The sequence below is a fragment of the Pseudomonas sp. PMCC200344 genome (assembly GCF_030053095.1).
Lineage (GTDB): Bacteria > Pseudomonadota > Gammaproteobacteria > Pseudomonadales > Pseudomonadaceae > Aquipseudomonas > Aquipseudomonas svalbardensis.
Map to the genome: position 1 here is coordinate 3,873,151 of NZ_CP125618.1, position 19,335 is coordinate 3,892,485.

Below are 19,335 nucleotides of genomic sequence, written 5' to 3' on the forward strand. Positions count from 1 at the left end.
GGCTTTTTTTGCATTGAGTCGAAGTAACTAGACCAGCCGCAGCCGAGGAGAAGGAGCTGGCACCGCACCTTCACCGAGTCGCTCCCGAACAAACTCATTCGCCTTGCGCGTCATCTGGTCCAGATGCCGGTCACGCTGTTTTTCCGCATCGAGCATGGCCCGCTTGCCGTGTTTTTGCAGCAGGTACGTATGAATCTGTCGCACCTCCAGCGAGCTGTAGATCGGCGCCACGTCCAGCAGGCCCATCAAGCCGTCGCTGCCATGATCGCGGGTGTTCATCAGTACCTGCGTACCACGCCCCCCCACCACCTGAAAGCCCATTGCCTCAAAATACGGAACCTTGGTCACCGCGCACGTCAGCTCGGCATGCGGGTAGCGGCCGACCATTTCCTGCAGCATCCGCCGGGCAATACCTTGGCGCCGATGGCTGGCACTCACCGCCATATACGCAACACCGCACGCATCGGGATCGTCCTTGACCGGCAGGTACAGCAAGAAGCCGACGACCTTCTCGGGGTCGTCTTCGTCGGTCGCGACGAGCAACTCCACCGCAATCCCTTTCGCCCCGTTCAATGCTTCCAGATAGAGATGAACCTCGAAGCCGATCGCGTACTGGTACACGTTGTACAACAGGTTGCTCGGCGCGATAGCGACCATGCTGATGTCAGTCAGGTAATCGACCACCATTTGCAGGATCTGGCTATTGATGTGCTCGGGGCACGGGGTTTTGAAATGGATGATCTGGGGCATTCGTGGCTCTGACTCTGGGGCGGACGTGAAGAGTGTGTTCGCGGGCGTGCCTATCATAACGTGCCGGGGCAGCGTGCGCCGCAGCACGTTACTGCTCCGGCGCAACCATCCGAAACCGGATATTGATCTTGTCAGAGACAACACCGCCGGCCCATTCACCTTCACCGACTTTGAAGTCGCTGCGCTTGAGCGTTAACTGACCATCGAAAATCCCGATGGCGTTGTCGGTCTTCAAGAGGACCGGTACCTCCACTTCACGCGTGATCCCCCTGAGCGTGAGTTTGCCGGTGATTGAGTAGTGGTTGTTGCCCAGCACTTTCACGCCGGTCGATTCAAACGTCGCCACTGGATATGTTGCCGTGTCGAACCAGGCTGGTTTTTGCAGTTCGCTGTTGGCGTCGCTGCTTCCGGCATCGATGCTGTCGAGCTGGATGGTGAGCGCGGCCCGGCCTGCCGACGGGTTCGCCGTGTCGAAATCAAGCGTGGCCTCGAACTTGCGGAACGTACCGTACACCCGCGAGGAGAACTGTTTAAACGTGAAGGAAATCGTGCTGGCGGTTTCATTGACCTGCGTGTATTCGACCGCCTGGGCGCAAGGCAACGCGCCGAATGCAAGGGCGGCCACTAGCACGGCGCAGGTCGGGAATCGATGTTTCATGGGATTCTCCGGTTGGGCTCCCGTCTTGAGCTGAGGCGCCGCACACGTGAGCCAGCGATAGGTGGACTAAAGCAAACAAACGCCGTTAATTCCACCTGCCACTCAGGCTTCCGACTTGTTAGCTGCCGAGAAGGTTGCCGGCACCCGACACCATGTTGCCCTGTCAGTCGTCGGCACCGAACGAATGCTCGACAGTGGTTATTTCCGGGCCAAAATGGCCCAGGAAAAACTCATCAAGGCATCGGGTGTTCCCTACACCATCCTGCGGGCCACGCAGTTCTTCGAGTTCATTGGTGCCATTGCTTACTCGGGTCGCGAGGACGGCAACACCATCCATTTAACGGCCGCCGCGTTGCAGCCGGTGGCCTCGGTCGATGTCGCGGCCGCACTGACGGCTATCGCTCAAAAAGCGCCGAACAATCAGACCGCGGAAGTGGCCGGGCCGGATCGCCGGTTTCAAGCTCGCCGAGATGGTGCCGCTCATCGCTGCCAAGAACACACTGAAAGCCTTTCCCTTGGAACTGGCCAACGAGGCGATCGATCTCAAGCGCCAGCAAATTTTCAAGAAAATAGCCGACTTGCTGGCCTTGGCTGATCACCTCAGCGAACTCAAAAGCGAGATCAACTCACTCTTTGAACCGGGCGCAGTGATAACGCCTCATAGCGATGCGTCGAGCGCTGGCCTAGATAGATGAACGCCGATTGCAGGGCAACTTGCGGCGCTCGTGGACGGAAGCCCAATTCGGTCCTGGCCTTGGTGATGGTGTATTCCTGTTTAACGCCGTGAAACATCCTCACCTGACTGAGCAACATCTGGGCTGGTCGACCGGTCAACCCGGCCCAACGCTCCTGTATCCAAGCCACCGCGACCAACAGCCATTCGGGTGCCCGCGGTGGTTGGCGATAGCCCGGTGAAACCACGTTCGCCGCATCAATGATCTCGGCCAGTGAAGAGGACCGCTCATTCGCCAGAATGTAACGCTGCCCTGACCGGCCTTTTTCTGCCGCGAGGATCATCCCCAGGGCGACATCTCGCACGTCGACAAAATTGAAATGAAAGCCTGGGTCCAGAGGCATTTGTCGCCGTCTGACCGAATCGACAAACTTCATGGTGTCAGTCAGCTTGGCCGCGTTGGGGCCGATCATCGCCGAGGGCAACACCGCGACCATCCAAAGATTCAGCGCCTGAGCCGTTCTCCAGGCCATTTGCTCCGACAGGATCTTGGACGCGTAATAGGCATTCTCGCCCTCGTCATTCCAGTGCTCTTCATCGAGCGCCTGCCCGTTCTGACCGATGGCCGCAACGGAACTGACATACACCACGCGCTTGACCCCGGCCTTCGCCGCCGCCTGCAAAACGCGACGTGTTCCTTCCACATTCGGTTCGATAATCTCGGCGTGCGGATGCCTCGCCCAGTGCTTGAACACCGCCGCGACCTGAAACAATAGGTCGACCCCGTTCAACGCCTCGAGCATGGTCGCTTCGTCGAGCAGTTCGGCATACACCCTTTCGCAATCCAGCCCCTCGAACGCTGCCGTATCGTTTACATCACGAACCCCAGCGCGAACTCGGTAACCCTGATCGAGCAAGGCTCTGACCAAGGAATTGCCCAAATGACCGTTGGCCCCCGTGACCAGACATAACTGACTCATACAATTGTCCCCCTCGCTTGACCAAGCATCCGTTTTGGCGAGGACAACCATAGACTCTGCCCCGTGGGACAGAGTCAAGCTTCAACACTAATGACCGGAAAGCTGTTGAGCGGCGCTGGACTCTCGCAGCCACGCCCGCTGCAACAGCTTGATGACTTCGGCATCCGAAGTCTGAGTAAAGTCCATGTACCAACGGCCGATCGACATGAGCCAGTCGGGAATGAGCGGGCATATCAGCTCATCCACTTCGCTGCGCAGCGCCTCCGCCGTCTCAATCGGCGCCACCGGCACGGCGACGACGATGCGAGACGGCGCATGCACACGCACCGCGTGGATCGCCGCCATCATCGAGGCGCCTGTCGCCAGGCCGTCGTCGATCAGGATCACCACCTGATCCTTGAGTTGCACAGGCGCGCGCGTTCCCCGGTAAACCTGCTCGCGGCGCAGCAGCTCCCGGGTTTCCCGTGCAACCACGGTGTCGAACGTGGCCTGATCAATCGGGTGGGTCCGCAACGCGTGTTCATTGAGGATTTGGATGTCGCCGCTGGCGATGGCGCCCATGGCGAGCTCCTGATGGGACGGAACCCCGAGCTTGCGCACCAGCATCAAGTCCAGACGAACGTCCAGTGCAGCGGCCACCTCATAGGCGACCGGCACACCGCCTCGGGGCAAGGCGAGGATGATGACATCGGGTCGATGCGCGTATTTGAGCAACGGCTCCACCAGACGTCGACCGGCAGCGGCCCGGTCCTGCAGGATGGTGGGCGATGAGGGACTCATTTGAAAACCTCCTCAGGCGATCACGCCTGTCGGTTCGCAGCACACGGTCACTCAGGATTGTCGGTCTGAAGGTGGCCGACAGCAAGTCCGCCCGCCTACACCAACCGCTCAATCTTCTGATGCTGCCAGACCATTTTGTAATACGCCGTCTGCAACACCAGCATCCCCAGATACGCCACCGGAAACGCCATCCACACACCCTGCAACCCGAAGTGCCCGTCCAGCACATACGCCACCGGCAACTGCACCCCGACCACACAAAAAATCGAAATCGCCATGGGCACCAGCACCGAGCCGCTGGCGCGCATGATGCCGCCGACAATCGCCTGGAAGCCGAACACCAACAGACTCCACAGCATGATGTGCAACAGATGCTCCGCCTTCGCCCGGGTGGAATCATCCGTGAGGAACAACCCCAGCAACCAGTGCGACAACAGATAACCCAACACCACCAACCCACCGGTCAGGCACACATTGATCAACAGCCCCGTGCGCAGAATCGGCCCCATGCGCTCAAGCCGCCCTGCCCCAATCGCCTGAGCGCCGAGGATCGACGCCGTGATCGCAATCGACAGCGCCGGAAACTGCACGTAATTGACGATCTGCGTCACCGCCCCATACGCCGCCGTCGCCTGCGAACCGTGCTGATTCACCAGCGCCAGAATCACCAGCTCCGACACCGACAACACCACCATCTGCAACCCGGTCGGCAACCCGATGCGCAACACCTTGCCGAGAATCACCAGGTCCAGCCGCATCGCCGCAAACATCTCCCGATCCGGCGCCAACGGATGCCCCTTGCGAATCAACCGCCACGCCAGCCACCCCATCGCCGACAAATTACCCGCCAACCCCGCATACGCCGCACTCTGAATCCCCATCATCGGCAACCCGAACCAACCGCGAATCAACGCCGGCGTCAGCGCCAACCCGATACACGTCGACACCACCAACGCGATCAGCGGCGACACCGTATCGCTCACCCCGCGCAGGAGTTGGGTGAAGAGCACGTAGACCAGGAGGGACGGCATGATCCACATCATCACGTGGGCGTAGGACACGGCGTCGTCGATAACGTCGGCCGGTGTGCCCAAGCCTTGCAGGGCTGGCCTTGCGAACACACTGCCGAGTACTGCCGCTGTCAGGCCGATCATTGCGCCTAACAGCAAGGTTGTGCCGGCGATGATTTTCACCAGGTGCGGTTCACGCGCGCCCCAGGCTTGGCCGATGAGCACGCCCGCGCCCGCGCCGAGGCCGATGACCAGGGCGATGAAGAAGAAGACGATGGGGAACATGCCGGAGACGGCAGCCAGGGCTTGGGTGCCGAGCATTTGGCCGATGTAGATGCTGTTGATGGTGCCCGACATGGATTGGAGGAAATTGGAGAGGACCATGGGGGCCAGGAAAAGGAGGTAGGTTTTCCAGAGGGGGTGTTGGGTGGCGGGGGTTTGCATTGAGGGTCCGTCTCGGGTGTGGGCTCGTGTTTTGGAAATTCTACGCTAGGGGACTGGGCACCACCCGATTCGATTTCGCAGATTTGGATAGCAAGAGTAATGTCCGTATATGGACTCCTCCTCATTGCAAGCCCCTTTTCTTTGGCGCCCGTGCCGACTGCACACGTATATTCGGCCTCTAAATACGGCATCGTTTCGATGCAGGGCCATGATGGGCTATTCGCGCGCCGGCTCCCGATCGCTTTTTCGTGCTTTTCGCACGTGGACATTCGAGGGTTTTGCCGACGCCGGTTCGACCGGTGTGCCATCGTTCAGGTTGCTTCGCAATCGTGGTTAAGAGTTGTTTCTCTCGTAGAGCACGTCGGGTAAATAGATCAGGCCGCTGCCTGATTCGGTTGGTAATCAGTACCGTGGCGCAGCATCGCCCAAGCCATGCGTGCAGTTTTGTTGGCCAGCGCAATAGCGGCCACATTGGGATGCGATCGCTCGGCTAAACGAACGGCCTACTGGCTAAGTCGATCCTCTTTGGATTTGGCTGTGCGTAGCGCCGAGCGTGCGCCATGCACCATCAATGTTCGCAGATACGCATCACCGCGCTTGCTGATACCGAGTAGTCGATCCTTACCACCAGAACTGTGTTGCCTCGGTGTCAGTGGTGAGGCGGCAAACTGTCGGCCATTGGCAAACTGACGGGCATCACCGAGAGCGACGACGAGCGCTGTGGCGATCATTGGGCCGACGCCGCGCAGCTGTTGAAGACGGACGGCGGACGGCTCGCTTGTCGCGATCGCCGTGATCTCGCCGTCGAATTTGCATACTCGTTCATCCAGCGCACGAAGGTCGCCCCACAAACCATCCAGCAGACGACGAAAGCGCTGTTGTTCGATGGTCTTGACGGCGACGAAGCGCATGCTGGGGCGACTCATCGCTTCGCAGATTGCCTCGGCATCGTTGGCGTCGTTCTTGTTGCTCTTGACGTACGGTTTGACGAACTGCGGCGCTATCAGCTTCACCCGGAATCCGCGTGCTTGTAGTTGCCGGACCCAGTGATGCGCACCACCGCAACTTTCCATGCCTATCTCACAGCCAGGTTCGATCTTCTCCAACACCGTTTGCAGCCAGCGGTCATGCGGCAGACGCTGCCGCCAGACGGGTAGCTCATGACAATCCACGCCGTGGATCTGAAACACGTTCTTGGCCAGGTCGACCCCAATGCGCATAAGCTTCATGTGTGGACTCCTCCTCACGGTTGACTGTGGTTCGTACTTTCAGTCTGGCACTCAAGATGCCGAAGTGAGGAGGAGTCCATCCCATTGCTTTTGGCCAGAAGCGGTCACTGGGATGCGCCTGGAAAACGAGTTGATTCAATGGGCATCAAAATTGACTGTGTGTGCCGACACGATGGCTGATATCTTTCCCGCGCACCAAATCGCGTCCAATCGACGCTGACCCCATCAAGGAAGATAAAAACAATGAATATATTATTCATCGCTTCGCTAGGAATTTTATCGCTAATTCAAACTTCACTATCCTTCGCGGATAATGTTAATGGAAAAAGTCTCTATTTACAGCGATGCGCCATGTGCCACGGAATAGATCTCAAAGCAACAGGACCATTGTTTAATAAAAGCAATCCTCCTACACCTAATCTAACAACATCCGCTTTCAAAAAACGATTAAATGATTATCCGGGCGTAATTGTATCATCGATAATACTTCGTCCAAATGGAGACTTGATTCCAAAAACTTTGCGAGAGAATGGTGTAAAGCTATCGCCGTACTCATGGAGGTTTAAAGATCTGCGCGATTTAAATCAATACATGGGTGGTGTGATTTCAAAAAATCGATGATTTTTGAGATGAGAGGTAGGCACAGAAATCTAAAAGCCATTTCAGGTTTGAGGGCTTGTGGGGCAATGCCGGTGAGCCAGTCGGCCTCTCGCGGGCATATCGCTAATGAACAATCTCGGATCAATACAAGCTCGGGCGGCTCTTCGCATCCAGCAGCAGTCGGCTGCGGTCGTGACAGGCAAGTAACGGCCAAAAGCGGAAGGTCACGTTTCGAGTAATATGCAATGGGGCACTGTAGAAATTATCCTTATCACGTGTCCTGTCAGTGCTGACCTGGCCTGTAAGTGCTAAGCAGGATCAGGCCATGTATCGACTATGCCCAACGAAAGGCCGGGTAGCTCTCGCAGGAGTATGCAAAGGAACAAGCTGTATCCAACCAGTAATGTGTCGCTTATCGAATCCTGACAGTGCCAGTTTGAAGGTGATGGCTGCTATTGGCCGTTCTCTGCCTCATACCTAGCAGTTATAGCTACCCAGTTTGGCTGTTCTGATGTGGGCGAATTCAGACGCCGCACTGCGGGTACGATGCGGCTGGGACCTAGCCTTGGATTCGATGGCGGTCAGCAGAACCCACCCTAAACTCTTGTAGCTTCGACAAACCTTTTTTCACCGCAATGCGCGCCTCAGGGTTTGGCACCCCCAACGAAACATGTCGTTGTTTGCTCGGCGCGCATCACTCTTCGTTTCGGATATGGACATTAGCTTTATCGATACTTTATCTCCGAACAGCATCATAATCGTAGGGTTTAGTTCCATAGAAAGAATGGATTTCTGTTACCCAAGACTCGTCGGCCATATTAGGCCAATTGTCCTTGTCAAAACCTGGTGCATTTTCCAAGCGTTCTTTCTCTACGTTTAGTACGAAGCGCTTATTTACTGTATCGAGTGTCAATGCATTCCAAGGTACCGCAAACAGTTTTTCTCCCATGCTAAGAAAGCCACCAAAAGATAGAACAGCATAACTCACTCTACCGCTGCGAACATCCAGCATGATTTCCTTAATATCTCCCAAGTCTTCCTCATTATGGTTATAAACATCATTTCCAATGAGTGTGTCTGCCCCCATCAGGTCGGGGCCAGGCCCCTGTTCCTCAGAGCCGGCATCTCGTAGGAGGTTGGTTTTGTACATGCCATAAGTATCGCGATCTTCGTAGTTCATTACTATCTCCTATCAGCAATCGTCAATCAATCAGAAAAATGTACCCACCGCCTTGATGGCTGTATTAGTGGGAGTCACCCGCTTTCGAAAAAGTTGAATTTTTTTCTGCATGACGACGAATGGTAGGTTGAAGCAAAAAGTCACTCAACTTTTAATTAGTGCGCTATCCATGTGTGATGCTTGTTTTTATTTTGGGCATTAACCAGATCGATATCATAGATGCGTGGAGGAAGCGATTTCTCATTATGGCAACTGATTTGCATATGACTTCATAAATATGAGGATTAAGTTTGGGTCGCTGCTGCGACCAAACTTATTTGAATGTTAGTTAATATAGGGAAAAGTCCAGCAAAATCTGGAGCAGGACATAAAATTGGCAGGTATATGTCTGCTTTTGGCCGATAGCAGTCGCCCGCGGAAGGGGCGTAACGGTCCTAGGACCACCATAAAAATTCCTACACAAACCTCGGAATCCCTCACCTTTCCCGCCGTTCTGATGAGGCCTATAGTCCATCTCGTCGCCCAAAATGGCGATTCGGGTTTGGCGACCCGAGAAACGAATGCGAGGGCCGCCTGCCCATTTGCAGGCGTCGTCGCAACTGCAAAACCGCTGTACTATGGCGGTTGCGCGCGGGAGACCTTCGGGTCTGCCGGTTTTCGTTCCCGGTTCGCCAACCTGCGCGCAACTGCCACCCTATTCGTTTGGCGACGATCTGTTGGCGGTCTCATCTAACTGAACGAGATCTCGCCTATGGAAAGATACATGCCCCTCACCGGAATCGACCTGATCCCGGCTTCCCTGCTCATCGACACCCAAGCCCCACTCGACGTCCTGCAAGCCATGGCTGACTACCGCATCCGCACGGTCACCCAAGTGCTGGAAAATATCGCCTGCCGCGCCGAACTCGGTTGCGACACGGTGGTGTTGAAAGACTTTTCTCAGCTGTTAGTCATTCCGTTACGCGACGGCTGTGACTTGATGGACGTGATCGGTCGACGCTTACGAGCGCAGGTGAAGGAGTAAGTAAAAACGGGCGCCTCAATGGGCGCCCGTTTTTCTGCAATTGCGATCTGTGCGTAAACGCGGCTGACGGATCCTTTCGTGAGCCCATTGACCGAAGTCATTTCACAAAAAATATGTGAAATAAAATGTGAAGATAATTTTGTTTAGAAAGCCTCAAAAACCCCTGAAGCCCAGTAAATCAGCGCTTGTTCATCTATTCAATATGTGAAATAAAATGTGAAGCCTTTCATACGGTACAAACCGCTATGTCCCTGATCACATCCAAATCCTGGCTCGACCCGATTCTCCCTGACGCATTGCCTCCTTCAATCATTGCTCTCGCGGACGCGCTGCCCAGAAAGACACAATTCCTAGCCGGACGCCTGCCGCCTGAAACCGCTGCACGCCTCGGCCGTTTGCTGCAAATCACCAATACGTACTACTCGAACCTGATCGAAGGGCAATACACCGAGCCCGCCGAAATGCAAAAAGCACAAGCGGCGCCGGTCAAAGATCGCAAACAGCTTAAAAACCTGGCGGTTGAACAGATGGCGGTGCAAGCATTGCTCGAACGGGTCTTGCGCCAACGCGCGCCGTTTGCCTGGGGTGACATGTTCGCACCTGAGCTTGTGAGCACAGCACATAAACGGCTTTTTCGCGGTGCCAGTGATGCGGAACGAACGCTGTCATATGGCTCGATCATGCAGCCCGGTATGCGCTCGGTCACAGGTCAGAACGTTGTCGTTGGTAATCATGATGCACCGGACGCTTGTGCTGTAGAGGGAATGCTACGACACCTTCAGGCAGGCTTCGGCCGACAGACAGACTCCCGCCGTCAGCTTATTTCTGCGCTTGCCTACCATCATCGCCTCGCGTGGGTTCACCCCTTTGCAGACGGGAATGGTCGGGTTGCTCGGTTGGTCACTCATCTTCAGTTGGTGAGTTTGGGACTGAAGCCAACGTTATGGTCACTGTCTCGCGGCCTTGCAAGGCAACACCAGAATTACTACACCGCACTGACCATGGCCGACCGCCGAAGAGAAGGTGATCTGGACGGACGCGGCCAGCTGTCTCAGCGACGCTATTTCGAATTCATCGAGTTCATGCTGCAGGTTTGTCACGACCAGGTCGATTACATGACCGCCGCAGTGGACCCGTCTCAGCTTCGAGAGCGCGTGATACGCGCGTTTCACTACAATGAAAAACTTGTACAAGAAGGCATTCGCCCGGAAAGTGCGCCTGCAATCATTGCGCTGATCACTCAAGGAAGCCTGCCGCGCAACGAAATAAAGACCTTCACCGGCCTTACACCACGCCCGGCAATCGATGAGCTTTCGCGGCTAATCAAAGTCGGCCTGGTGGAAAGCCGAACGCCTAAATCCCGGTTCGTCACGCCCGGCCTGCCCGCTTGGTTTGCTCAAGATATTTTTCCGGATTTGCATCAACGGTTTCAGTAATTGGATTTAATGAAAACGGGCGCCATCAAGGCCCAATGCCAGTCAGTTAAGAAATTTCAGCGGCGATGCATTTCCTTGTAGCAGCAGGCGAAGCCTGCGTTCGGCTGCGAAGCAGTCGTGAATCCGGCTAACGCGGTCCGCCCGACGCACCGCAATAGCTGATTTTACGACTGCTTCGCAGCCGAACGCAGGCTTCGCCAGCTGCTACAAGGATCGCGTTTTGGCTTAACTGATCGGCATTGGCCATCAAGGTGCCCGTTTTTTGTGTCCATGATCAAAGTGGTTCACCAGCATCCAACAGACGGCTGACCTTCCCTCAGGAAGGCAAAGACCGCGTACCCGAGACGTTCAAGCAGGCCCTTGAAATGACAATCAAGCCCTCCGCGTAGAGCAATACTCCACAATGAGCTGAGTGACCGCTGCCACAATCGCCTGATCCGCTTCAGGCGAGGTGAACAGCCGACATTGCGCATCCGGCAAATCCGGCAACCCTTGTTCTACCCCAATCACCGCCAATCCTTGCCCCAACTGACTGAGTGGCATGGGCGCTACCGCGAAGCCTGCCAGGGCCGCCGCCCGCAACCCGGCGGTGCTGCTGCACAACATCGCCGTGCGTTGGGCGATCCCCGCCTGCGCCAACCTCGTCAGCGCGGCCTCGCGATAAGGGCACGGCTCGGGGAACAGGGCCAGCGGCAACGGCGTGGGTAACCGGGCGACGGGTTGCGCCGACCAGGCCCACACCAGCGGTTCCTGCCATAGCAACAGCCCCGCTTCGCTGGTTTCGCACAGCGAACCGATGACCACCTCCAGATGCCCTTGCTTCATCAGCGCCAGTAACGTACCCGGAATGTTCACCTGCACCTCGATCTTCATCCCGGGGTACTGCGCCGCGAATTCCTGAACAGTGCGCAGCAATCGAGACTCGACAAAATCTTCGGACACCCCGATCCGCAGCCGCCCGTGAAACGGCGTGCGGGTCAGGTCTGTCCAGGCATCACGGTTCAGCGCGAGGATCGTGCGCGCATAAGAGACCAAGCGCTCGCCATCGGCCGTCAATTGCTGGAAACGGGTGGTGCGCGTCAACAGGGGTTTACCAATCTGTTCTTCCAATCGCCGCACGTGGCCACTGACCGCCGACTGAGTGAGGTGCAGCTTCTGGGCTGCACGGCTGAAGCCGTCTTCATCGACGACAGTGACAAATGTCTTGAGCAGCAGAGCATCGAACATAGTTTTATACGTGATCAATCGAGTTGTAATTTACGATTTATATTTCAAATACAACTATGTTGCAATGCTCCCACCTGCCCTGCCTCCCCATCACTCAAGGTGTGCCATGACGACTCTTCTCCATATTCAGTGTTCTCCACGCAAACAGCGTTCGGCTTCCCTTGAAGTCGCCCGCAGCTTCATTGCGCGCTATCAAGCAAACACCCCGGACACCGAAATCATCACCCTTGACCTCTGGAACATGGCGCTGCCGGAATTCGATGATCTGGCCATGGAGGCCAAATACGCCGGGCTCAATGGCACGCCGTTGACCCCCGCACAACAAGACGCCTGGAACACGTTAAATGAGTTGGCAAATCACCTGCACCGCGCGGATGTACTCGTGATGTCCGTACCACTGTGGAATTTCAGCATCCCGTACAAACTCAAACACTTCATCGACTTGGTATCGCAGAAAGACATCCTGTTCAGCGTTGACCCGGAACGGGGTCTGGAAGGCATGCTGCACAACAAACTCGCCGTGGTGATGTACGCCCGTGGCCTGGATTTTTCGGCGCTATCGATCACACCGGCGGAGCGCTTCGACTTCCAGAAGCCCTACGTGGAAGCCTGGCTGAAATTTATCGGCGTCACGGAGGTGCATTCGGTGATTGTGGAGAAAACCATCCTGGGGGAAGACGTCGATCTGCGCGCGCGTGAGGACGCGACTCGGCAGGCCAGGAGCCTGGCAGACAGTTTGTCGCTGACGCTTCAGGCCCCCCGGTTACACATCGATTCATTACAAACCGAAAAACCTGAATAGCCACAGCCCACCCATACCAACCGCCAGCGTTAGGACAGTATTGCGAGTGCTTACTGGTCGGCAGACGTGGAAACCCTGGGCCATGCCAGTGGTAAGCGCCCAGCGCATCGAGCACGTCGTCTGTTTCTATGCCTTTGGCGATGACCGCCATGCCAAAATCGTGACCAAAATCGACGACGATACGTACGATCAGCTCATTTGCTTGATCGCTTTGCATGGCCAGTACAAAGGATTTGTGGATCTTGAGGTTCGCTGATGGGCAAATCCTTCAACTGAGCCAGACTCGTATGGCCGCCGCCGAAATCATCGATGGCGATATGGATGCCCATCGTATGTAACTGCCTGAGGATGGTACGACCGGCATAGGAATCAGCAGCAAAGAAACGCTCGCCGTGCTCAGCAACGATTCCTGTCGCCAGCTCGCCAGAAGCCGGTAAGAACTGGATTAGAACCCTGCCTCACAGTGGATTCTTCGTGATTCTGCGGTTATATGAAGCGCCCAAGGCATTCTTCGACAAGGATTGGAAACCGAGCTATTCACAGAAGCAGGATTAAAGATATTCATCGCTAAAGGATGAACATATCCTGGCCCTGCCAGTTTTTTTCGCCTCGTAAAGTTGCTTGTCCGCAGCTTCTATCAACGCTTGGAATTCAAGGTCGTCAGTGGGCGTCAATGTTGCGACGCCTAGGGAAAGAGTCACCACACGAGCTACATCAGAAGCAGAATGCTCGATACCCAGCGCCCGGATATGCTCTTGCATTTTTTCTGCTAGTTGGACCGCTCCGCAAAGACCTGTATTGGGAAGAATGCAGGCAAACTCTTCGCCACCATACCGAGCGACCAAGTCGTAGGGGCGTCTAACCGTTTCAGATAACGCTTGGGCAACAGATTTCAAGCAGCTATCTCCAGCCTGGTGCCCATATTGGTCGTTGTAGCGTTTGAAAAAGTCAACATCCACCATGATGAGCGACAGCGGCTTTTGCTCTCGAAAGCACTGGCGCCAATCCGCCAATATGTCCTCATCGAATTTGCGTCGATTAGCCACTCCAGTAAGGCCATCCATTAATGCCATGGAACGCAGTAGATCGTTCTGTAGTTTCAGGGTCAGGTGTGTTCGCACACGGGCTCTAACAATGATTGGATTGATGGGTTTGCTGATGAAGTCGACCGCGCCAAGTTCCAGACCTAGTACCTCATCCGACTCCTGCTGCTGTGCGGTAATGAAGATGATGGGGATGTCCTGGGTCGCAGGGTCAGCCTTGAGTCGACGGCATACTTCATGCCCGTCCACACCCTCCATGACCACGTCCAGCAGAATCAGGTCGGGTAGTTGGGTCTGGCATACCGTGATCGCCTGCTCACCGTTGGTGGCCATGAACACATCACAGTCCTCACGAAACAACTCATGGAGTACCCGAATATTAATCGGTTGGTCGTCGACAATGAGGAGTTTGGGACGGTTATGGGGATGTGGTAACCAGGTTTCCATCGATTGTTCCATCAGGCAGATCTCAACAGTTCACGACCAATCGGCATCGCAGCGGAAAAGTCTAGCGACTGCACCATAACAACCAGTTCGTCGAACTGTGGGCGCAGGGATTGCGGCGTTTTTGACGCCAATGCGTCTGCCAGCTCTATGGCTTGAAGGTTGCCCGCTTCCAGCAACAGCAAAATCTCCTCAAGGGATTCTCGCCATTGCGTGAGCGCCATCAATTCGGAGTCAACACAGACCTGTGCGCTCGGGCTCTGACCAAAGTCGACATTCATCTGCTCAAGGCTTTGTTGCAGTAATCTGCTCAACTCATCAAACCATGTTGAGTCAGCAAAGATGCGCGCTACAGACCCTGCATCTGCGGATTGTAGTTTTTGCTCCAGATCGCCGGCCAGTAGCGACATCGCCTTGGCACCCATGGTGCCGCTGCTGCCTTTAATGGAATGGAGCACGAAAGCTGCCCCCGATGCGTCTCGCCGCTGGATCTGATCGTGCAACCGGCCAAGCAGTTTTTCTAGCTCGGGGCCAAAGTTACGCAGCACGTTGCGGATCAAATCGAGGTCGCCACCAAAGCGACTAATGATTGATGCACGCGACTCGATCACGCCTTCTCCTGTATCGGCTTGGCCCGAGCCTGGAGATGCCTTGCGATCCTCAAGGCCCACTTGAAAAAGCAATGTTGCCACGAGTTGTTCCAGATCGATGGGCTTGCCGACATGCTCATTCATCCCCGCAGCAAGACAGGCCTCACGGTCGGTATTGGAGGCATTCGCGGTCATCGCCACAATCGGCAGCGCTGCAAAGCGTGGATTCGATCGAATGCGACGGGTCGCCTCCAAGCCATCAATATCCGGCATCTGGATATCCATCAACACGACGTCGAAGGGCACACTCTCAGCCATCACCCTGCTCACCCCTTCCAGCCCACCTTCAGCCAGCGTCACTCGAGCGCCTTCCCCTGTCAGTAACTCATCGGCAACCTGTCGATTAAGCATGTTGTCTTCCACCACCAATAGCCGCAGCCCGGCCAGACGCTGCGGCCTGTCAACAGTTGACTTGGACGGGAGTGACTGCGCAAGGCCTTTGCCGTTGAGTGCTCGCTGAACAGCGTCGGCTAACTGCTTGGGCGTGACAGGCTTGGTGAGAAACCCCACGAAGGGAGCGTCTCCCATCTCGTTTGCGTCGGCCAGCACTTCACGGCCGTAAGCGGTAATCATAATGACCATTGGAGGAGGTACGCCGTTGCCCTGCTGACGGATCAATTGAGCAGCGCTCAGCCCATCCATATCGGACATCCGCCAGTCCATCAGTACCACGTCGTAGGCTTCGCCTCTCGCTTGGGCGTTTTTCACCCATTCCACTGCTTGCGTGCCACCACTCACGTGGTCGGCCTCCCACCCTAATGCATGAACGGTTCGCAACAGCAATTCACCCGCCATGGCGTTGTCGTCGACTACCAGTATCCGTATGGACACATCGACTCCAGGGCTGTCAGATCTCAGCAGCGAACTGGGCGCTACATCCAGGGTGATATCGAACCAGAAGCGACTTCCCCTACCCTGCTGGCTCTCCACCTGAAGTTCACCGCCCATCAAGCTGACCAACCGCTTACAGATCACCAAGCCCAGACCGGTGCCGCCAAAGCGGCGGGTGGTTGAAGCCTCGGCCTGAGTGAATCCTTCAAAAATGCGCTGAAGTTGCTCCGGGTTGATACCGATACCTGTATCAGAAACAGCGATGCGCAATCTCACGGAGTTTTCCGTGCGCATCAGTTGCTCGACGCTGACCACGATCTGGCCTTCCAGGGTGAACTTGAGGGCGTTACCCGCCAGGTTGATCAGCACCTGTTGCAGCCGCAGGCTATCGCCTATCAGGTCGTTGGGTAGATTGGAGTCCAGGTCGAACATGACCTCGACTTCTTTCTGGCCCTGGTTGCCGGCCAGCACAACGGCGAGGTCACGCATGAGCGATTCGAGTTCGAATGGGTGCACGTCGAGTTGCAGCTTGCCAGCCTCAATCTTGGAGTAATCAAGGATGTCATTGAGCAAGCCCAGCAGTGATTTCGCAGCGGACTGTGCTTTGGTCACATAGTCGAGTTGACGACCATTCAGGTCAGTGTTCTGCACCAACTGCAACATGCCCAGCACGGCGTTCATCGGCGTGCGTATTTCGTGGCTCATGTTGGCCAGGAACGACGATTTGGCTGCACTCGCGGTGTCGGCCTGTTCCTTGGCATACAGCAGATTTGACTCCAGCTCGCGCTGGGAGGTTATATCCCGATTGATACCCGTCACACGCAAAGCCGCACCGCTCGGACTGCGTTCGACCTGCGCGCCTGCCTGTATGAAGCGGATCTGGCCGTCCGGGCGAACGACACGAAAAGTGGTGTCGTACACACCACTCCCCTCGACTGCGGCACTCAGCTTTTCAGCCGCTGCCACCGCATCGTCGGGGTGAACTCGCGAATACCAGTGCTCATAATCCAGACCATTATTGCGCAACGTCAGTGGCTGACCGTAGAACTCGAACATGCGATCATTCCACTGCAAGGCATTGTCGGCCAACGTCCATGACCAGACGCCCAGTTCGGCTACTTCAGCAGCCATCAGCAACTGATCATGAATCGCCATCAGTTCACTACGTTGTTGCTGTGTTGTCTGCAGGCTCGCAGCCAGCTCCCTTTCCGCCGCTTTACGTTCGGTGATGTCCACCGCGATGCCCAGGTAGCCGCTCAATTTCCCTTCGTCATCACGCATGGAGGTGACCACCAGCGTGACAGGAAACCGCGAGCCGTCCTTACGTATGTAAGTCCACTCCCGGGTTTCTGCACCTTCAAGCTCAGGTTTATGGGTAAACACACGGAAACCATCGATTGCCTGAGCGTACTCCTCGCTCAGTTCAACGCTACGAGCAGCGAGTTCCTCTGGCACATGTATCGATTCAGGTGTGTTTTGACCCAGCAACTCATCGGCGTGATAGCCCAACAAATGCTCGGCGCCTTTGTTGAACACACGGATAACGCCATCGAGATCCGTCGCAATGATCGAGACCTCAGTGGCCGAGCGCAGCACAGTGCCTAACAATAGATTGAGATGCCGCAACTCGGAAGTTCGCTGAGCAACCTGCTCCTCCAGGTTTGAATTGAGTTCAAGAATTCGGGCTTCTGCTACTTTTTTCGCCGAGATATCCCTTAACGTCTTGGAGACTCCAACCACGCGACCACCCTCGCCCTTAATGGGTGAGATGCTGGCGGAGATATCGATCAGCCGGCCATCTTTACGGCGGCGTTGGGTATCAAAGCCAGTGATATTCTCCCCGGCCCTTATGCGCGCAAGGATATGGGCTTCCTCAGCTACCAACTCCTCAGGAACAACCAGACTGACCAACGTCTGGCCCACAGCCTCCTCGGCGGTATAGCCAAAAAGGTGTTCGGCCCCCTTGTTCCAGTTGGTGACAATGCCATCGAGTGTTTTTCCAATAATGCCATCGACCGAGCTTTCGACGATGGCGGCCAGCCTTGCCTGTTCGGCGAGTATCTGCCGCCGACGTTGACGGCTGACACTCACGACACTCGTCAGAGTAGCCAGTAGAAGAGTAAGCAGACCACCCATTAACAGGACGACTGTTGGTGAAACCTGATGCAGGCGCTGGATGAACAACGGGTGCGCGCCGAGTTCGATTTGCCATCGCCTCCCGTACACCTCGCGCTCCAACTGATGGGTCATCAGCGTTTCACGGCTGGCCGAATCGTCGGTGCTTTCATAAAACAGCTTCTCTTGCCCTGGGACGGTGATATCCCTCAGCCGCAGATGCACCGCTTCATTTTCTATGCGCAGGCCCTTAAGTACCTGCTCTGTCTGCAACACGACATAGCTCCAGCCAAACGCTGCTGTCTCTCGGTCAACAGCGGTCGCCGGAGTCTCTCCGCCGCGAAAGATGGGCATCAACACCAGGAAAGACTGCTGCGGTTTCGCTGTGTCCTGTATCAAAGTGATGGGCCCGGTTATCCGTGCCACACCGCTTTGTATCGAGGATTGGGCAGCCTCTCGCCGCGCTGTTTCCGACGCTATGTCCAAGCCAATTGCAGCCTGGTTACCCTCAGCCGGTTCGACATACTGGACAACGTAACGCTCGCCTGAATGGGGTGAGAATTGACGAATGGAGAAATCGGCTTTGCCATCGGTCCGAGCGTATTTGAGAAACTCCCGTTCATCGCGCTCCGATACTCGCCTGATAAAGCCCAAAGCACTGGCGCCGGGGAACTCGGCAGCGAGGTCGCGCGTTTTGTGATATTGGCCAAAAACTTCGCGACTGATGCCATGTTCACCCGCTGTCAGCACCGCTCCACGAGCGCCACGCAATCCGTATTGGTAAAGATCGAGGCGAGTTAAAACCAGCTCTGCGGCTTCCTCTGTAGCCGCGGCGATCGCGTCTTGAGCCTGCTGTTCGTTGATGCGTTCGAGGATCCAGCCACCCAGGATGCTTGCCCCTAACCCCACCACCAGAGTGATGGCTACTCCCCTGCTCAATGCAAAAAACTTATGTTTTCTCACCCGCATTGTCCCATTGCAGAAGACCTTCAAGCCTTCAATATTAAAGTTAGAACCCTGTTGAGAGCGTCTGTAACTTAGTTTGCATGCATCACCCCCGAATGCGCTCAGGCCAGGCCCGCCAATCGTTGAAGTCTTTCGAGGTCCGCTTCAGGCTCTCCATTATTCATAGCACCCTATGCCCCTGGCCCTCCCACTTCTGGATTTGATAAAGCACACAAAGCTCGCCTATTCGGTGCAGCAACGCAGCACTCTGTAGTGGAGCAGCCAACAGCGCTGCTTATCACGGAGCGGGCCACCCCTACACCAGTTTGATCGATGCCATTAAACGATTGGGAGGGCTTACCAGAGTCACGGCGATATCCACTTTAATTTTGGGTGTAAAAAGGCCTGTTGCAAACGATTCGTGCGCCGGATCTGAAAATACCGCTGATTATGATCACCGAGCGTTCCGATCGAGAAAGTGTCTTGGCAGTCAAGTCTCTGGGGAGCAGCGCTT

15 protein-coding genes and 2 pseudogenes are annotated in these 19,335 nt (G+C 55.8%); 7 read left to right on the forward strand and 10 right to left on the reverse strand.

Annotation, left to right across the window (positions count from 1 at the left end; all coding sequences use genetic code 11):
- Positions 1 to 27: 27 nt before the first annotated feature.
- Positions 28 to 750 (reverse strand): GNAT family N-acetyltransferase, encoded by a 723-nt coding sequence (locus tag QFW87_RS17660; RefSeq protein WP_283188388.1) that lies wholly within the window; start codon positions 748 to 750, stop codon positions 28 to 30.
- Between the two features lie 88 nt (positions 751 to 838).
- Positions 839 to 1,408 carry a YceI family protein gene (locus QFW87_RS17665; RefSeq protein WP_283188389.1) on the reverse strand — a complete coding sequence of 190 codons (570 nt, stop codon included), beginning with the start codon at positions 1,406 to 1,408 and terminating at the stop codon, positions 839 to 841.
- A gap of 112 nt (positions 1,409 to 1,520) precedes the next feature.
- On the opposite strand from QFW87_RS17665, the pseudogene QFW87_RS17670 reads away from it, so the two are divergent.
- Positions 1,521 to 1,859, forward strand: a pseudogene (locus tag QFW87_RS17670) (NmrA family transcriptional regulator); the annotation flags it as partial.
- Between the two features lie 19 nt (positions 1,860 to 1,878).
- Positions 1,879 to 2,103: a hypothetical protein gene (locus QFW87_RS17675; protein WP_283188390.1), complete on the forward strand. Its 225-nt coding sequence runs from the start codon at positions 1,879 to 1,881 to the stop codon at positions 2,101 to 2,103.
- Here QFW87_RS17675 and QFW87_RS17680 read toward each other — a convergent pair.
- From QFW87_RS17680 to QFW87_RS17695, 4 genes and pseudogenes are all read right to left on the reverse strand, one after another.
- Entirely contained in the window at positions 2,030 to 3,061 is a 1,032-nt protein-coding gene (locus QFW87_RS17680) for an NAD-dependent epimerase/dehydratase family protein (protein WP_283188391.1), read from the reverse strand. The two genes, QFW87_RS17675 and QFW87_RS17680, sit on opposite strands and share 74 nt — an antisense overlap.
- 87 nt (positions 3,062 to 3,148) lie before the next feature.
- Positions 3,149 to 3,841 (reverse strand): phosphoribosyltransferase, encoded by a 693-nt coding sequence (locus QFW87_RS17685; RefSeq protein ID WP_283188392.1) that lies wholly within the window; start codon positions 3,839 to 3,841, stop codon positions 3,149 to 3,151.
- Positions 3,842 to 3,936: 95 nt separating this feature from the next.
- The gene (locus QFW87_RS17690; RefSeq protein ID WP_283188393.1) at positions 3,937 to 5,295 is read right to left on the reverse strand and encodes an MATE family efflux transporter; all 1,359 of its coding nucleotides are present in this window, start codon (positions 5,293 to 5,295) and stop codon (positions 3,937 to 3,939) included.
- Positions 5,296 to 5,669: 374 nt separating this feature from the next.
- Positions 5,670 to 6,524 (reverse strand): annotated as a pseudogene (locus tag QFW87_RS17695) (IS110 family transposase).
- A gap of 243 nt (positions 6,525 to 6,767) precedes the next feature.
- On the opposite strand from QFW87_RS17695, the gene QFW87_RS17700 reads away from it, so the two are divergent.
- Entirely contained in the window at positions 6,768 to 7,145 is a 378-nt protein-coding gene (locus tag QFW87_RS17700; RefSeq protein ID WP_283188394.1) for a c-type cytochrome, read from the forward strand.
- 715 nt (positions 7,146 to 7,860) lie between these two features.
- Here QFW87_RS17700 and QFW87_RS17705 read toward each other — a convergent pair.
- Positions 7,861 to 8,304 carry a PRC-barrel domain-containing protein gene (locus QFW87_RS17705; RefSeq protein WP_283188395.1) on the reverse strand — a complete coding sequence of 148 codons (444 nt, stop codon included), beginning with the start codon at positions 8,302 to 8,304 and terminating at the stop codon, positions 7,861 to 7,863.
- 751 nt (positions 8,305 to 9,055) lie between these two features.
- Here QFW87_RS17705 and QFW87_RS17710 point away from each other — a divergent pair.
- Together QFW87_RS17710 and QFW87_RS17715 are read left to right on the forward strand one after the other, a co-directional pair.
- Positions 9,056 to 9,328 carry a hypothetical protein gene (locus QFW87_RS17710; RefSeq protein ID WP_046046671.1) on the forward strand — a complete coding sequence of 91 codons (273 nt, stop codon included), beginning with the start codon at positions 9,056 to 9,058 and terminating at the stop codon, positions 9,326 to 9,328.
- A gap of 245 nt (positions 9,329 to 9,573) precedes the next feature.
- The gene (locus QFW87_RS17715; protein WP_283188396.1) at positions 9,574 to 10,764 is read left to right on the forward strand and encodes a Fic family protein; all 1,191 of its coding nucleotides are present in this window, start codon (positions 9,574 to 9,576) and stop codon (positions 10,762 to 10,764) included.
- A gap of 372 nt (positions 10,765 to 11,136) precedes the next feature.
- Here QFW87_RS17715 and QFW87_RS17720 read toward each other — a convergent pair whose 3' ends face one another.
- Positions 11,137 to 11,991, reverse strand: a complete 855-nt coding sequence (locus QFW87_RS17720) for a LysR substrate-binding domain-containing protein (RefSeq protein WP_283188397.1) — start codon at positions 11,989 to 11,991, stop codon at positions 11,137 to 11,139.
- A gap of 106 nt (positions 11,992 to 12,097) precedes the next feature.
- On the opposite strand from QFW87_RS17720, the gene QFW87_RS17725 reads away from it, so the two are divergent.
- Both QFW87_RS17725 and QFW87_RS17730 read left to right on the forward strand, forming a co-directional pair.
- On the forward strand, positions 12,098 to 12,793 hold the full coding sequence (locus QFW87_RS17725) for an NAD(P)H-dependent oxidoreductase (RefSeq protein WP_283180773.1): 696 nt from the start codon (positions 12,098 to 12,100) through the stop codon (positions 12,791 to 12,793).
- An 82-nt stretch (positions 12,794 to 12,875) separates the two neighbouring features.
- Positions 12,876 to 13,049: a hypothetical protein gene (locus QFW87_RS17730; RefSeq protein WP_283180774.1), complete on the forward strand. Its 174-nt coding sequence runs from the start codon at positions 12,876 to 12,878 to the stop codon at positions 13,047 to 13,049.
- Between the two features lie 295 nt (positions 13,050 to 13,344).
- Here QFW87_RS17730 and QFW87_RS17735 read toward each other — a convergent pair whose 3' ends face one another.
- Both QFW87_RS17735 and QFW87_RS17740 read right to left on the reverse strand, forming a co-directional pair.
- The gene (locus QFW87_RS17735; protein ID WP_283188398.1) at positions 13,345 to 14,295 is read right to left on the reverse strand and encodes a PleD family two-component system response regulator; all 951 of its coding nucleotides are present in this window, start codon (positions 14,293 to 14,295) and stop codon (positions 13,345 to 13,347) included.
- Complete coding sequence (locus QFW87_RS17740; protein WP_283188399.1) at positions 14,295 to 18,845, reverse strand: PAS domain S-box protein; 4,551 nt, start codon at positions 18,843 to 18,845, stop codon at positions 14,295 to 14,297. The genes QFW87_RS17735 and QFW87_RS17740 overlap by 1 nt, the downstream gene beginning before the upstream one ends.
- Positions 18,846 to 19,335 lie beyond the last annotated feature (490 nt).

Coding starts and splice junctions, on each gene's coding strand:
- QFW87_RS17710 (WP_046046671.1), top strand. CDS start 9,056: ATGGAAAGATACATGCCCCTCACCGGAATCGACCTGATCCCGGCTTCC.
- QFW87_RS17720 (WP_283188397.1), bottom strand. CDS start 11,991: ATGTTCGATGCTCTGCTGCTCAAGACATTTGTCACTGTCGTCGATGAA.
- QFW87_RS17680 (WP_283188391.1), bottom strand. CDS start 3,061: ATGAGTCAGTTATGTCTGGTCACGGGGGCCAACGGTCATTTGGGCAAT.
- QFW87_RS17675 (WP_283188390.1), top strand. CDS start 1,879: ATGGTGCCGCTCATCGCTGCCAAGAACACACTGAAAGCCTTTCCCTTG.
- QFW87_RS17665 (WP_283188389.1), bottom strand. CDS start 1,408: ATGAAACATCGATTCCCGACCTGCGCCGTGCTAGTGGCCGCCCTTGCA.
- QFW87_RS17715 (WP_283188396.1), top strand. CDS start 9,574: ATGTCCCTGATCACATCCAAATCCTGGCTCGACCCGATTCTCCCTGAC.
- QFW87_RS17735 (WP_283188398.1), bottom strand. CDS start 14,295: ATGGAACAATCGATGGAAACCTGGTTACCACATCCCCATAACCGTCCC.
- QFW87_RS17730 (WP_283180774.1), top strand. CDS start 12,876: ATGCCAGTGGTAAGCGCCCAGCGCATCGAGCACGTCGTCTGTTTCTAT.
- QFW87_RS17740 (WP_283188399.1), bottom strand. CDS start 18,845: ATGCGGGTGAGAAAACATAAGTTTTTTGCATTGAGCAGGGGAGTAGCC.
- QFW87_RS17705 (WP_283188395.1), bottom strand. CDS start 8,304: ATGAACTACGAAGATCGCGATACTTATGGCATGTACAAAACCAACCTC.
- QFW87_RS17690 (WP_283188393.1), bottom strand. CDS start 5,295: ATGCAAACCCCCGCCACCCAACACCCCCTCTGGAAAACCTACCTCCTT.
- QFW87_RS17725 (WP_283180773.1), top strand. CDS start 12,098: ATGACGACTCTTCTCCATATTCAGTGTTCTCCACGCAAACAGCGTTCG.
- QFW87_RS17700 (WP_283188394.1), top strand. CDS start 6,768: ATGAATATATTATTCATCGCTTCGCTAGGAATTTTATCGCTAATTCAA.
- QFW87_RS17660 (WP_283188388.1), bottom strand. CDS start 750: ATGCCCCAGATCATCCATTTCAAAACCCCGTGCCCCGAGCACATCAAT.
- QFW87_RS17685 (WP_283188392.1), bottom strand. CDS start 3,841: ATGAGTCCCTCATCGCCCACCATCCTGCAGGACCGGGCCGCTGCCGGT.